Origin of the sequence: Paenibacillus sp. FSL P2-0173, assembly GCF_038008045.1 — a bacterium.
In the GTDB taxonomy this organism is placed as follows: domain Bacteria; phylum Bacillota; class Bacilli; order Paenibacillales; family Paenibacillaceae; genus Paenibacillus; species Paenibacillus polymyxa_B.
The window spans coordinates 35534-49931 of the sequence record NZ_JBBOYK010000004.1 but is presented as its reverse complement, the minus strand read 5'-3'; the positions used below and the strand labels follow the sequence as shown (position 1 = coordinate 49931).

The window sequence follows — 14398 nt, the reverse complement described above, 5'->3', positions numbered from 1 at the left end:
CTCATTTACAAAGGAGAGAATTCATCTCATGAGCATACATTTAGAATTGGATTCCTTGTCCGTTGAAAGACTAGAATTGGCCCTTTCAGGACGACCGGGAATGTTCAAGTTGTTTTATGACACAGAGGATTGTGGATGCAATGGCGTACTCGTCATCTTGGTTGTCACTACACCGAATACAACTGATAAAGTAGTTCAGTCTGAGCCTTATTCTTTTTGGGTAGATCAGCAGCAGGAGCAGCAGTTCGATAGCAGAATGCGGCTTGAGGCAGACCCTAGTTACCCGTCATTCAAGCTAAGTAGTGATGCCGGTATATTTAGTAGCAACATTAGAATTAAAGATGTCCGCATAAAATCGTCTGAGGAGTGATAGGGAATGGAAAAAAATAATCTTACCCAATTTCAATAATATCAGGAGAACAAATTCACCAAACGCATTATTCATAAGGAAGCGGCGGTAGTCAAAGGGGATATCATTCATATCACCGGAGACGAGCATTTTGCTTATCGCAACGGCGCAGATACTACGTCCAGCCTGTATGTCGTTTTAATGAAAATACCAAGTGAGGATTATGCTCAGAATAGATAATAAGAATTCATTAGGCACCCAAAAAGCATGAATGAATACCAAACTCCAAAAGACGAACCTGATCCAGCCCAATTGGAAGAGGTTCGTCTTTTGCGTTATATTCAATTCGTTCCTCCAAAAAACGAAGTGTTTAGTGGTCTGCTCTGAAGTGGTACAATAACCTTTATGATAATCGGAGAAGGACGTTGAGAAGATGAAAAACTTGCTTGTTTCGGGCTATCGTGCCCATGAGCTGAATATTTTCAGTCAGAAGCACGAAGGCATTCCATATATTAAAAAGGCGATTGCAGGCAGGCTTATTCCCCTGGTCGAAGAAGGGTTGGAATGGGTGATTACCCCCGGCCAATACGGGGTGGACTTGTGGGCCTGTGAGGTCGTTACTGCACTAAAACAGCAATATCCCCACCTCAAATGCTCTATTATGATGGCTTATCAAAATATGGAAGAAAAATGGAAAGAGGACAAAAAGGAATATTTTCAGCAGATTTGTGCCGAAGTTGACTATGTGGGAGTAGTCAGCCGCCAGCCTTATCAGGGAATATGGCAACTTAAGGCACGGGATGAACTCCTTTTCCGCAAAACAGACGGTTTATTGCTTGTTTACGATGAGGATGCGGGAGAGGGCAGCCCACGTTTTATGAAAGAACTTGCATTGAAAAAACAACAGGCAGAGGGCTATCAGTATATCAGCATCAGCTCGGAGGATATCCAGAGCATTGCGGATGAAGAACGATTATTCATGGACCTCTGATTTTTAAAGCATTAGCCCGGATTTTTGAACAAAAAGGACGTATTCGTCCCTTTACATTTATGTAAGCGCTATCATAAAATTTAAATAACAATAACTTATCAGTCACATAAAATAAATCTATTGAAAATACAAACCATGAAAGGAGCTAATGATTCAGATGAACAAAAGGTTTCGGTATACTGCGTTGCTCTGTCTCGGTGTAATGTTGAGTGGAGTGGTCACCCCGATGGATAGCCAGGTCTCTGCTGCCTCTACGAGGCAAATGGAAAAGCTAAGCCGGGGAGCTGTCGCTGTTAAGGTGCCTGAGGGTGTACTGGTGAGCTGGCGCTTGCTGGGCACGGAAGCGGATTCGGTCGGCTTTAATTTGTACAGAGGGACAAGCAAGGTGAACGATGCGCCCATTACATCGAGAACCAACTTTTTGGACAAGGCAGGTACGACCTCATCTTCGTATACCGTTCGTGCCGTGGTCAATGGAGCAGAGCAGGGCGCTTCTCCTGCGGTGAAGGTATGGAACAACAACTACCTGGATGTTCCGATCCAGCAGCCCGCGGGAGGCACAACTCCGGATAATGTGAACTACACATACCATGCCAATGATGCCAGCGTAGGGGATCTGGATGGGGATGGCGAGTATGAGATTGTGTTAAAATGGGACCCTTCCAATGCCAAGGATAATTCGCAATCCGGTTATACGGGAAATGTATTTTTGGATGGCTACGAGCTGGATGGAACACGCAAATGGCGGATCGACCTGGGACGGAACATACGGGCCGGAGCTCACTACACGCAATTTCTCGTCTACGATTTTGATGGAGATGGTAAAGCAGAGATCGTATGTAAAACAGCAGACGGCACAGTGGATGGTGCAGGTGTAAAGATTGGGGACGCTTCGGCTGATTATCGAAACACGAGCGGATATATTTTGAAAGGTCCTGAGTTTCTAACTGTGTTCTCAGGTGATACAGGCAAGGCTCTTAGTACGATTGACTACGTGCCACCGCGCGGAACGGTATCGAGCTGGGGAGATAATTATGGTAACCGTGTGGATCGTTTTCTCGCCGGGGTTGCTTATCTGGATGGCGTGAGACCCAGCATAGTGATGGCACGTGGTTATTACACCCGCACCGTTCTGGTCGCATATGATTGGCGGAACGGAAACCTGAGCCGACGCTGGACCTTTGACAGCAACAGCTCCACCAATGCCGGGACGGCTGGACAGGGGAACCACAGTTTGAGCGTGGCGGATGTGGATGGAGATGATAAGGATGAGATCGTGTATGGCTCGCTGGTTGTAGACGATAACGGAGCGAAGCTGGCTAACACGGGGATGGGACATGGAGATGCACTTCATGTTGGCGATCTGGACCCCGACCGTTCAGGTTATGAAGTGTTCAAGGTGAACGAGGACAAAAATGCCACCTACGGAGCTGCCATGTACGACCCGCGTAATGGAAATATTTTATGGGGCGTAAATACAGGCAAGGATACCGGAAGAGGCATGTCGGCAGACATTGACCCGCGGACCAAAGGGAACGAGCAGTGGGCACCGGGTATTGGTTTGCGTTCAGCCAAGGGGCAGCTCATCACCAACACGCTACCGTCTTCCATTAATTTTGGCATCTGGTGGGATGGGGATCTCCTCCGTGAACTGCTGGATCATACCTCATCAAGCGCTGGAAAGATAGACAAGTGGAACTATACGAACTCGACTACTTCCAACTTGCTTACGGCAACAGGAACGAGTTCCAATAACGGAACCAAAGGAACACCGTCCTTGCAGGCCGATCTCTTCGGTGACTGGCGTGAGGAAGTCATTTGGCGCAAAAGTGATAATTCGGCGCTGCGGATCTACACAACACCATACGAGTCAGAACATCGATTCTATACGCTTATGCATGATCCAGTGTATCGCCTGAGTGTTGCCTGGCAGAACGTAGCTTATAATCAGCCGCCGCACACCGGGTTTTATCTGGGAGAAGGGATGTCCAAGCCCCAGCAGCCGAATATATATACTCCTTGATATGTCGTTCGAAAGTGGTCTGAAAGCAGGTAGAATGAACAAAAACAGAGAGGGCTCCTAGCTAATTGGAGCTCTTTTTGTCATGAGAGCCCAAAAGATAACGTATGATTTCCATAAAAATGGGAACATTAGTTCTTATTGATGGAACATATGTATGAAAAAGGAGGCGGAATCTGTGAGTTCTTTAACGACTGAAGGCATGATCGAGCTCGTAACTAATGTCGGATTCCCTGCTGCATTAAGTCTGATTCTGTTAAAATACATCCTCGTCACTTTGAGTCGCAGATTGGAGGAGCTGGACCGATCTGTTAAGCAACTGTCGCTATCCTTGGAAGAGATGGAGGCAAAGCAGTTGAAACAATCAGAACAGCCGTCCCCGGCAAATACGGACAAACTTCGTGCAGAATGAACAAAAAAAGGCAAATAGAAACAATTTAGCAACCCAATCGAGAAGCGAAATTCTTATAATAGAAACGTGTGCAGTTTATGCAGACATATGATTATGGAGGTGTATATGAGTATGAAAATAAATACGAAGCTATCCGCACTATGCATTGCGGCCACACTTATGAGCGTGGCACAGGCCGCTGCTGCCGCGCCCGCCGTGACCGCTCCAGCGGAAGCGACGCAACCGAGCGTGGCCAATCCGGCTGCATCCGTCCCGGCCCAGGTGCCAGCACCGGCAGCGTCTGCATCGGCTACGATGCCAGCCCCGGCGCAAGCGCCGTCGGTTCCAGCCGCCTCTACCCCGGCTGCAGCCGCAGGTTCTGCTAAAGCCGCTACACCAGTAGCTCCGTCTGCACCAGCACAGCGTCCATCTACATCGGTAGCACCAGCGGCTGCTCCGTCCGTACCGTCGACTGTGAAGCCGTCTAAGCCGCAACAGCCGTCCACTTCGGCGCCAGCAGCCGCGGCTACCAGCGTGAAACCGACGCAGCTGGACAAGCTGAACCACGAGAGTGCGGTTCCGCTAGTGCTGGAGGCGCAGTCTCGTTATCAGTATGCGATTAGTGGTGGCAGCCCGGTAGGTGAGTCGTTCCAGTTGAACGGTAAAAGCTACCGCTATCTGTCCGAGGACATCGGCACGAAGACCAAATTGATCAGCTATCTGACGCAGGCTTACACAAAGCAGGCCAGTGAGCAATTTGTCGGTAAATTTTTCGTTGAAGTTAACGGCAGATTAGCTCAGTTGAACGCAGATGGTGGCAATTTGCTAGAGTTCAGCCGGGCTACGGCGAAAATGGTAACCATGACTCCGGTGAAGCGCAGCTACCTGCTAACCGTGCCTTATCCGGCAGAAACCAAGCAGCCGAATGCGAAAATCACCGTGAATTTTGAAAAGGTCGGCAGCTACTGGAAAATCAGCTCCGCGCCGCATGTCATTTTCTAAATTAGGATTTTGCAACAGGCTTCATATGGGGTAAAGTGATGTTAAGGCTTGTTTCGTAAGCCCCAATTCAATACAGGGGAGTGCTGTGCAATGATGACACCCATCAAGGTAAAAGACGTGAAGGATATTGAAAAAATCAATCAAATCGTTTCGAATTATACCTATGACATCTGGATTCATGGCAAAAGCGGCATGGCAGATGCCAAATCCATTTTAGGCATGTATGTGCTGAAGCTGGATGAGCCGCTAACTCTGGTTGTACCTGACAATGTTAATCCCAAGAAGCTGTTCAAGGAGTTGGAGGAGTTTATCCATTTTCCTGCTCAAGAAGGATAAAAGGCAAGAAAGCATCTGCTCTATTACTAAAATAACGCAAAGAAGCCGTGGAACCTAAGTCCCACGGCTTCTTTTTTTAGTGTTCTTCCTCGTCCAAAAACGGGAGATTCACCGAATAGTACATAACCCCCATAAGCAGCACGCCACCAACCAGATTTCCGAGCGTAACCGGAACGAGATTATGGATCACACCAGCGATAGAAACCGTACCCGGATGATCCAACACGAGCGCAATGGCGAAAGTACACATATTAGCCACACTATGCTCATATCCCGAAATGAAAAAGCAGAACACAAACAGCATCATGGCAAACATCTTTGCGCCATTTTCCTTCATAAACATTGGAACAAAAAAGGCAAGACAGACCAGCCAATTACACAAAATAGCTCGGAAGAATAGCTGCATTGCAGGCGCTTCCATTTTATGCTCAACCACGTTCAGTAGAAAGCTGTTCACGCTGGAGGAGTCAAACAGCCCGGTCAAGTAAATAAGGAGTGCAAATACCCCTGCACCCAGCAAATTACCACCATAGCTGGCAGCCCATAATCGAAGCACCTGCCCCCAGCGCAGCTTTTTACGGAGCGCAGCATACGTGTAATAGAAGGTGTTACCTGTAAACAAATCCCCGCCGCCGTAAGCGATCAGAATGATGGCCGCTCCGAACGTGAGTGCCGCCATGGGATAAGTGAATGGAGAATGCTCCATGTAAAAAAAGTTGCCCGTCTTGAAGGCTACAATAACGCCGAACCCGATGAACATACTCGCCAGCATGGAACGTGCCAAATACCGGAGTAGGCTCTGCTTATAAATTTTGTACTTCTTCATGGCTAGCTGTTCGACATTGCGTAAGCCTTCCGTCTCCATATTTAAGGACAACCTCCTATTTTCTCATATGTAAGTCTTTAAACAGACTTTATTTTTCCCGAAACATGCCCAGTCTATCAGCAATCCTATTAGCTTAACAAGCCAAGCTTTTGCAGTCCGTACAAAATACCGTCTTCATCTGCGCGTTTTGTGACCATTTTAGCTGCGGCTTTGGCTTCATCACAGCCGTTGCCCATCGCGACGCTGTTATGTATAGCTGTCAGCATCTCGACATCATTTAAGCCATCGCCAAAGGCGTATTGATTTTCATCGGCAATGCCCAGTCTGGATGTAATTTCGCGAATGCCCTTCGCTTTGGAGCCAGCATGAGGAACAACGTCCACAGAACTCGGATGCCAGCGCACAAAGTCAAACGCCTTGAATACCGCTTCATAGAAAGGCTCTTCTTCTGCTGTACACATCAACAGCGTCTGATAAATATCTCTTCCCTGGAAATAGAGCGGGTCGTATCCAACTGAAATCTTGGCCTTAAGCGTTTGGACTGATCTCTCCACAAGCTCATCGTTAGGAATATTGGCCTTCATGTCCATATGATCCATATATACGAGAGCATGATTATGTGTGAGGGCCAGATCGGTCATCGCTTGCAAGGCTTCTCTGTTCAACGGATTGGTAGCGACCACTTCCCCGCGAAGCACGACATATTGCCCATTAAAGCTGACGTAGGAGTCAATTTCCAACTGCTCGCGGATATCTTTGAACATAAAAGGCGCACGGCCTGTTGCGATGGCCACCTCATGTCCCAGCTCTTTCAAAGCAAAGACGGCCTTTTCTGCCGTTAACGGCATTTTCTTGTCATCGTCCAGTAATGTACCGTCGATATCGAAAAAGATAATTTTTTTGTCTGACATGTCCCTACACCTGACTTTCAATAATGTATTGTCGAAATAAACTCATATGGATTCATTATATCAAAGGAACTGCTTCTGAATACACAAATACGTATAAATCCTCATGAATGTCCGACCTCTATAGCTTACAATATGAAATAAGGATTACTGTAAAATATAATTTCTATCTCCTATTTTCATAGATGGGATGTGATCACCATGACAAAAATCCAAGTCACACCGGAGCAGCTGGACAGCGTGGCCTCCCAATTTGCCAATGCCCACGGCACACTGTATAACCAGTTAAACGGCCTGGATAGCACAATGAACCGCCTTCACAGCCAGTGGGATGGTATGGAGAGGAATCGTTTTTATAATGACTATCGTACGGCTAAATATACACTTTCTTCTGTATTAAATAAGGTTCAATCCATTGAAATTGAGCTGAAAAGCATCGCTTCGAAGTTTAGAAATGCGGATGGTGAAAGCACACGTGGCTTCTGGACAGCCCTAGCAGCGGCAATGAACGCTAGCGCAGCGCTGGCAGGCAGTGGAGAGGCTGGAGATCATGATGGTGAAATTGCCAAACAGCCCAAAAACATAGACAAATGGGATCGGGCAGACGCGGATAAATATCATCAATATGAGGAACTGCTGAAAAACGCCGAGGCCATCGGCGACAAGCAGGTTATGCAGAAAATTCATGACCAGATGAATGTCCTGTGGCTGCAATATGAGGACTCAGTTCCCCGTACAGATTACAATACAGGAGAGACCTCCAAGATCACATCCGATTCCCTTGTCGCCGTCACCGAACTGACAGGTAAAGACGGAAGCAAAACGGATATATCTATCGATAAAAAAGGGAATGTTGTGAGTTATGAGCAAAATACGGATAAATACGATTACTGGGTCCAAAAGCATACCCAATCAGCCGGAGAGCACGCTCTAGGTAAAACGGCCCAGACCGTCACCGGATATGGAATAGGTCTTATTTTGTCGCGCGGGGCTGGAGTTAGTGGGGCAGGTTCGGGCATCGGTTCTGGCGCAGCCTCCGGGTGGGGGGAACACGTCGTCGGCATTGGTGGCGGCATGCTCAGTGACAAAGTACTCTTCTCTGTACCCGATGAGGGCGAAACTCGTACCATGATCTACCGAACGAATAAAGAAACCGGACATATTGAAAATATGATCATCGTCACCAAAGGTGAGAATGAAATGGAGTATCGCTATTGGGAGGATTATAACTAGGTCTTGAGCTGTGAACGATAATAGCGTGAATAGGAGTATCTATAAAATCTACAGTCTTTTTTTCTGGAACAGGTGAGCAGCAGGTGGAAACTGTAAACTCGCTAGCTGGAGAAGTCTGTAGATTTTTTGGTTACCAATTTTTTCGGAAAACCGATATATTAAATAGATAGAATACATATCCAAAGAGAAGTGAAAATTAAGTAGAACTAAATTTATAGATGGATAAACCGTGGATTATGGTCAAAGGCACAGTGCTTCTGTTGAAATTGGAAGGCTGTGCCTTTCTATCAACTCTACCATTTCACAGACTTGCAATTGGGGTACCAAATGATGGATGATGGAAGAGAGGGTTTTATGTAGAAATAGGGCTAAAGATAGAGAGGATACCAATAATAAATAGATCGGATTTACCGTATTTTTGTATATTATTGTAGAAAAAGATCGTAATTCAGGTTATAGTAAAGGAAGAAATTAACTAGGATACCTTTACCCAAATACGTAATTGTGGAGGGAAACATGAGTACATTTAAAAATTGGTTGAATACAACTAAAAAAGGACTTGGAGACCAAGTTAAGAAGTTTAAGAATAAAGATTTTATGGAAGCTGTTGTTGCAGGCTGTGCGTTAGTAGCATTTGCTGACGGTACGATTAGTCCGGAAGAGAAAACAAAAATGGCCGGATACATAAATATCAGTGAAGAATTGAAAGTGTTTGATATGGGTGAGGTCATCAACCGTTTCAATCACTATGTAGCGAACTTTGAATTTTCACCTCAAATCGGTAAACAGGAAGCACTGAAGGCGATTGGTAAATTGAATGGCAAGCCTGAAGTAGGCCGACTCGTCGTTGGCGTATGTAGCGCTATTGGCGCAGCTGATGGTGACTTTGATACCAATGAGCAGCGAATTGTGGCTGAGATTTGCGGCGCGCTTGGTTTGAATCCGTCTGAATTTAGTCTGTAAATTTTACGGAAGGGAGGTGTGTTAATCAGTGGCTGTAATTAATCTGGTCAAGGGCCAGAAAATTGATTTGACCAAGGGAAACACAGGACTAACCAAGGTTATAGCAGGATTGGGATGGGACCCTGTACAGTCCAAAGGATTTTTTGGCTTCAAGAAGCAACCCAATATTGATTGTGACGCTTCTGCCATTTTGCTGGACGCCAACGGAAAACTGACTCAGTCAGATAACGTAGTGTGTTTCCACAATAAAAAAAGTCCATGTGGCTCTGTCGTGCATTCCGGTGATAATTTGACCGGACAAGGCGACGGTGATGATGAACAAATTGCGATTGACCTGGCACGTATTCCTGCCAATGTCGACAAAGTGCTTGTTGTTGTGAATATATATGATTGCGTAAACCGGAAACAGGACTTCGGCATGATCGAGAAAGCGTATATCCGTATTCTGGATGGTGCTAATTCCAAGGAACTGGTGACGTTTAATTTATCTGATAATTATGAAGGGCTGACCGCACTGGTCTGTGGAGAACTCTATCGTCATAACAACGAATGGAAGTTTGCTGCAATCGGTGAAGGAACCCATGCCGTACATATTGATGTGCTGGCTCAGCGTTATATGTAATTTTAGGTTGCTCATACAAAACTTAATGTGAAAAGGGGTTCTTACTCATGGCAATTAACTTATCCAAAGGTCAAAAAATCGATTTGACGAAAACAAATCCAGGTTTGTCTAAAATCACAGTTGGTCTCGGTTGGGACACAAACAAATACGATGGCGGTAAAGATTTTGACTTGGACGTATCCGTGTTTTTGGCTAATGCGGAAGGTAAAGTAGAATCCGATAAGAACTTTGTCTTTTTTAATAACCCACAAAATGAGAACGGCTCTGTCATTCATACAGGGGATAACCGCACAGGTGATGGCGACGGAGATGACGAGCAAATTAAAATTGATCTGGGTAGCGTGCCAGCTAACGTTGAAAAGATCGCTTTTACGATTACAATCTATGAAGCACAAGAACGCAGCCAAAACTTTGGACAAGTGTCCCGTGCTTACGCTCGTATTGTAAACGAAGCAAACAATGAAGAATTGGTCCGCTTTGATCTGGGAGAAGATTTCTCGATCGAAACAGGCGTTGTTGTAGGCGAACTGTATCGTCATAGCGGTGAGTGGAAGTTCAATGCCATTGGTAGCGGCTACCAAGATGGTCTTGCAGGATTGACGCGCGATTACGGTTTGGCGTAAAAAATCTATACAAAGAAAGCAGGTATGCGGAATGACCATTAGCCTTTCCAAAGGACAGCGTATTGATCTGACCAAAACGAATCCCGGCTTGACTCGTGTCGTTGTAGGTCTTGGATGGGATACGAATAAATACAGTGGTGGCGCGGACTTTGACCTGGATGCTTCGGCTTTCCTACTTTATGAAGACGGTAAAGCCAAAGCTGCGGATGATTTTGTATTTTACAACAACCCGACAGGCGGAGCAGGATCGGTTACTCATACAGGCGATAACCGCACAGGTGAGGGCGATGGGGATGACGAGCAAATCATCGTTGATTTCTCGAAGATTCCTGCGAACATCCACCGTATCGGGATCACGGTTACCATTTATGATTACGAGGCACGCGCGCAAAACTTTGGTCAAGTGTCCAATGCTTTTGTACGTGTGGTAGATGCGGCAACGGATCGTGAAGTGCTGCGCTACGATTTGGGAGAAGATTTCTCCACCGAAACGGCCGTCGTATTCTGTGAATTTTACCGTCAGAATGCAGACTGGAAATTCCAGGCTATCGGTAGTGGCTTTGCTGGTGGATTGGGTGCGCTTGCTAAAAACTATGGCTTGGACGCTCAATAATATCCACTTGGGGTGGTGTCCATAGGGCGCTACCCTTTCTTTTTAAGCTATTACATTAGCGTACGCTGACACATGACAAACGGACAGAAAGGTGACACAATCATGGCTGTTATCGTAGTAAAGGGACAGAAGGCGGATTTGACGAAAACAAATCCGGGCCTGACCCATGTCAACGTAGGGATTGGCTGGGAGTCCCCAGCGTCTCTGGAGCTGGATACTTCGGCATTTTTGCTGGGTCCTGGAGGAAAAGTATCGGGCGATGAGGACTTAATTTTTTACAACAATCCGACCACGCCCTTTATCACCTATTCAGACGGACAACAGTCCGGTGACAAAAAGCAATTTGCCCTTGATCTGACGCGAATTCCTGCAAACATCGAGAAGATTGCGTTTACGCTAACGATTTATGATGCGGATCAGAAACGGCAAAATTTTGGACAGGTTCAAGGTGGGTTCATTCGTTTTGCTCATCCGGTTAGCGGAGAGGTTTTGCGGTTTAATTTGGACAGTGGATTTACAGTGGAAACGGCGATTGTCATTGGGGAACTGTATCGACATAACGGGGAATGGAAATTCAACGCGATTGGCGCAGGTTTTTCCGGTGGATTGGATGCGTTGTGCGTTAATTTTGGGATTGAAGTGGAAAACAGTCCGGCTCCTCCCACGCCAGTGCCTACACCTCCGTCTCCAGCGCCTCGGCCAGCACCAACGCCGCCACCAGTACCACCTGCTCCGAAGCCAGAGCCATCTGCAACACCGGTGAATCTGAATCTGCGGAAAATTGAGCTGAAGAAGAAGGGCGACACCATCAACCTGAAAAAAGGCTCAGGCGGATTGGGTGAAATCCTGATCAATCTGAACTGGAATCAGGTGCAGCAAAGCAAGGGCTTTTTCAATCGCGGCTCCAAGGGTGTCGATCTGGATCTGGGCTGCTTGTATGAGATGAAGAACGGAGATAAAGGCGTTGTGCAGGCGCTCGGGGAAGTTTTCGGTTCTCTAAATCGCTTCCCGTACATTGCTCTGGATGGCGACGACCGTACAGGCTCTGTGAAAACAGGGGAAAATCTTCGCATTAATGGTGCTAAAATTTCTGAAATTAAGCGAATTTTGGTATTCACCTTCATCTATGAAGGAGTCACGAACTGGTCACAAGCGGACGGGGTAGTCACGCTGTACCAGAAGGATGGGCCGGACATTATCGTTCACATGAATGAACATGACAATCGCAAAGGGATGTGTGCGATTGCCATGATTCAAAATGTAAACGATGAAACGTTCAGCATTGAAAGACTCGTGCAGTTCTATGGCGGTCATCGTGAGTTGGATCGGGCCTATAACTGGGGCATGCGCTGGTCGCAGGGTAGCAAATAAATTGAATTATCGGAGGCACTTTTTTCATGTTGAATGATTTGTTTAAAAATATCAGCGAAAACTATGGCCATTTCTTTTCATGGAGTGATGTTGTAGCTACGCTTACTGATCCAGTGAGTTGGGGGATTATAGGAACTCTCATTTTGCTGGAAGGACTTTTATCGGCGGATAACGCCTTGGTTCTCGCAGTTATGGTTAAACACTTACCCAAGGAACAACAGAAGAGAGCCTTATTTTATGGGATTTTGGGTGCGTATATATTCAGGTTCCTGGCTATCGGCTTGGGTACATTCCTGATTAAGTTCACACTGATTAAGGTACTGGGTGCGGCTTATCTGCTCTATATCGCTTATAAGGGCTTATTCAAGTCCGAAGGTGATGGAGAAGTGAAAAACAAACCTACTTCTTTTTGGAAAACCGTATTAATGGTCGAACTAATGGATATTGCCTTCAGTATTGACAGCGTCATTGCTGCTTTCGGTGTGAGCGAGAAAGTATGGGTTCTGTTCCTGGGTGGTATTCTCGGCGTTCTGATGATGCGTGGTGTTGCTCAAGTGTTCCTCAAGCTCATTGATAAATTTCCGGAACTGGAACAGACAGCCTTTATTATGATCGCCATTATCGGGGGTAAAATGCTGGCTGCTGCTTTTGGCTTTCATATGTCGCAGGTTTTATTCTTCGGCATTTTGATTGCTGTCTTTGTAGGCACAATGGTTATCAGCTCGGCGAAAAGAAAGAAAAAGGCCGACAAAGAGGCTTAATGTACAAAGTATAGCGAAATCCCTCCTGAAACTAAGGGGGGATTTCTTTTATACCCGAAGCACAGGGCTTCAGTCAGGCAAGAAAGAGCAAGAGGAGGGGAAGGGCCCTGAAATATTTTAATGATTTAACCTCTGAGGAAGTAGAAGCGATCTTTTATACTCCACCGTTGGAGTTTCATAACCGTTCTCCCAAAAGTATATTGGCTTATGCAATAGGAGCAGCTTTGTACATGCCTGCTACCCGCTCGGAGGTAGCGGAAGAGATCAAAAATGGAAAACATGAAGGACTAACAACGGTCATTTTGGATTTGGAGGATGCTATAGGGGATCACCAAGTCGGACAGGCAGAACAATCGCTGGCACAGCAGCTGCTTCAACTATTATCCTATGTACGGACGGGGATGATGAGTGAACAGCAATTACCTTTGTTATTTGTGCGTGTGCGCTCTGTGGAGCAGTTGGAACGACTGCTGAACGGTTTGGGAGAATCTTTGTCGCTGCTCACGGGCTTTGTCTTACCCAAGTTCTCTTCTGATAATGGACGGGCGTATTTTTCACTCATTGCTGAATTTAATCGAAATATGCATACAGGGGCAGGAAACGAAAGCAACATGCCTGTGCTGTACGGATTACCGATCCTTGAAAGCTCTAAAATTATTTATCGGGAAACCCGCTGGAAAGAGCTGTTGTCGATTAAAGAGATTTTAGACGAGTACCAGGAATATGTGCTCAATGTACGAATTGGGGCAACCGATTTCTCCAGTCTGTATGGCTTGAGACGCAGCCCGGATATTACGATTTATGAAATTGCCGTCATTCGGGATTGCATCGCAGATATTATTAACTTGTTTGGACGCGTGGGCTCAAATTATGTCATTTCCGGTCCTGTATGGGAATATTTCTCTCACCGAGAACGTGTCTTTAAACCTCAATTAAGAGTGTCTCCTTTCGAAGATGCACTTGGAAAGCCGGGAAGACACTTGCGGATGGACTTCATCTCAGATGCCGTAGACGGACTGATTCGAGAAGTCATGATGGACAAAGAGAATGGGATTATCGGCAAAACGATTATTCATCCCTCCCATATTAAACCGGTACAGGCCATGTATGCGGTGACACATGAAGAGTATATGGATGCACTTGAAATTGTTGAGCGTAACGACGGTAGTCTGGGTGTATTCAAAAGTACCTATGCCAACAAAATGAATGAAATTAAGCCGCATTTGAATTGGGCTCATCGTATTATCAATAGATCAAAAGTATACGGGGTGTTACATGAACAACAACATTTTGTCAGTCTCTTACCCAACCACGAAAACACATCTGCTGCCAATCCTGGAGCAGTTCAGCGTTAAAATTACGGAGACGCATAATCCATTCCGCCTTCCT

At 46.1% G+C, this 14398-nt stretch carries 16 protein-coding genes; 14 read left to right on the top strand and 2 right to left on the bottom strand.

Annotated elements, in window-relative coordinates; all coding sequences use genetic code 11:
• Positions 1-28 precede the first annotated feature (28 nt).
• The 6 genes from MKX30_RS20190 to MKX30_RS20160 all read left to right on the top strand — a co-directional run bounded on the left by MKX30_RS20190 (position 29) and on the right by MKX30_RS20160 (position 5089).
• A complete protein-coding gene (locus MKX30_RS20190) occupies positions 29-370 on the top strand; it encodes an iron-sulfur cluster biosynthesis family protein (protein ID WP_160789140.1) in 342 nt (113 codons plus the stop codon).
• Positions 371-782: 412 nt separating this feature from the next.
• Positions 783-1340, top strand: coding sequence for an SLOG family protein (locus tag MKX30_RS20180; protein WP_023987185.1), 558 nt, complete (start codon positions 783-785; stop codon positions 1338-1340).
• A gap of 157 nt (positions 1341-1497) precedes the next feature.
• Positions 1498-3363 (top strand): rhamnogalacturonan lyase, encoded by a 1866-nt coding sequence (locus tag MKX30_RS20175; RefSeq protein ID WP_023987186.1) that lies wholly within the window; start codon positions 1498-1500, stop codon positions 3361-3363.
• 175 nt (positions 3364-3538) lie between these two features.
• Positions 3539-3772, top strand: coding sequence for a hypothetical protein (locus MKX30_RS20170; RefSeq protein WP_023987187.1), 234 nt, complete (start codon positions 3539-3541; stop codon positions 3770-3772).
• A 111-nt stretch (positions 3773-3883) separates the two neighbouring features.
• Positions 3884-4753 carry a DL-endopeptidase inhibitor IseA family protein gene (locus MKX30_RS20165; RefSeq protein ID WP_023987188.1) on the top strand — a complete coding sequence of 290 codons (870 nt, stop codon included), beginning with the start codon at positions 3884-3886 and terminating at the stop codon, positions 4751-4753.
• A 90-nt stretch (positions 4754-4843) separates the two neighbouring features.
• On the top strand, positions 4844-5089 hold the full coding sequence (locus MKX30_RS20160; RefSeq protein WP_023987189.1) for an HPr family phosphocarrier protein: 246 nt from the start codon (positions 4844-4846) through the stop codon (positions 5087-5089).
• A 76-nt stretch (positions 5090-5165) separates the two neighbouring features.
• Here the strand turns inward: MKX30_RS20160 and MKX30_RS20155 are convergent, their stop codons facing one another.
• Together MKX30_RS20155 and MKX30_RS20150 are read right to left on the bottom strand one after the other, a co-directional pair.
• Positions 5166-5954: a formate/nitrite transporter family protein gene (locus tag MKX30_RS20155; RefSeq protein WP_071559145.1), complete on the bottom strand. Its 789-nt coding sequence runs from the start codon at positions 5952-5954 to the stop codon at positions 5166-5168.
• Positions 5955-6043: 89 nt separating this feature from the next.
• Positions 6044-6826: a Cof-type HAD-IIB family hydrolase gene (locus MKX30_RS20150; RefSeq protein WP_023987190.1), complete on the bottom strand. Its 783-nt coding sequence runs from the start codon at positions 6824-6826 to the stop codon at positions 6044-6046.
• Positions 6827-7024: 198 nt separating this feature from the next.
• Here MKX30_RS20150 and MKX30_RS20145 point away from each other — a divergent pair, with 198 nt between their 5' ends.
• The 8 genes from MKX30_RS20145 (at position 7025) to MKX30_RS20110 (ending at position 14364) form a co-directional block, all read left to right on the top strand.
• The gene (locus MKX30_RS20145; protein WP_103744801.1) at positions 7025-8056 is read left to right on the top strand and encodes a WXG100 family type VII secretion target; all 1032 of its coding nucleotides are present in this window, start codon (positions 7025-7027) and stop codon (positions 8054-8056) included.
• 516 nt (positions 8057-8572) lie between these two features.
• Complete coding sequence (locus MKX30_RS20140) at positions 8573-9019, top strand: tellurite resistance TerB family protein (RefSeq protein WP_023987192.1); 447 nt, start codon at positions 8573-8575, stop codon at positions 9017-9019.
• A 28-nt stretch (positions 9020-9047) separates the two neighbouring features.
• Positions 9048-9641, top strand: a complete 594-nt coding sequence (locus MKX30_RS20135) for a TerD family protein (RefSeq protein ID WP_013308969.1) — start codon at positions 9048-9050, stop codon at positions 9639-9641.
• 47 nt (positions 9642-9688) lie between these two features.
• On the top strand, positions 9689-10264 hold the full coding sequence (locus MKX30_RS20130; RefSeq protein ID WP_023987193.1) for a TerD family protein: 576 nt from the start codon (positions 9689-9691) through the stop codon (positions 10262-10264).
• Positions 10265-10295: 31 nt separating this feature from the next.
• Positions 10296-10877, top strand: coding sequence for a TerD family protein (locus MKX30_RS20125; protein ID WP_023987194.1), 582 nt, complete (start codon positions 10296-10298; stop codon positions 10875-10877).
• A gap of 102 nt (positions 10878-10979) precedes the next feature.
• Entirely contained in the window at positions 10980-12248 is a 1269-nt protein-coding gene (locus MKX30_RS20120) for a TerD family protein (RefSeq protein ID WP_023987195.1), read from the top strand.
• A 26-nt stretch (positions 12249-12274) separates the two neighbouring features.
• Positions 12275-13009: a TerC family protein gene (locus tag MKX30_RS20115; RefSeq protein ID WP_023987196.1), complete on the top strand. Its 735-nt coding sequence runs from the start codon at positions 12275-12277 to the stop codon at positions 13007-13009.
• Positions 13010-13176: 167 nt separating this feature from the next.
• Positions 13177-14364, top strand: coding sequence for an HpcH/HpaI aldolase/citrate lyase family protein (locus tag MKX30_RS20110; protein ID WP_341063336.1), 1188 nt, complete (start codon positions 13177-13179; stop codon positions 14362-14364).
• Positions 14365-14398: the final 34 nt, after the last annotated feature.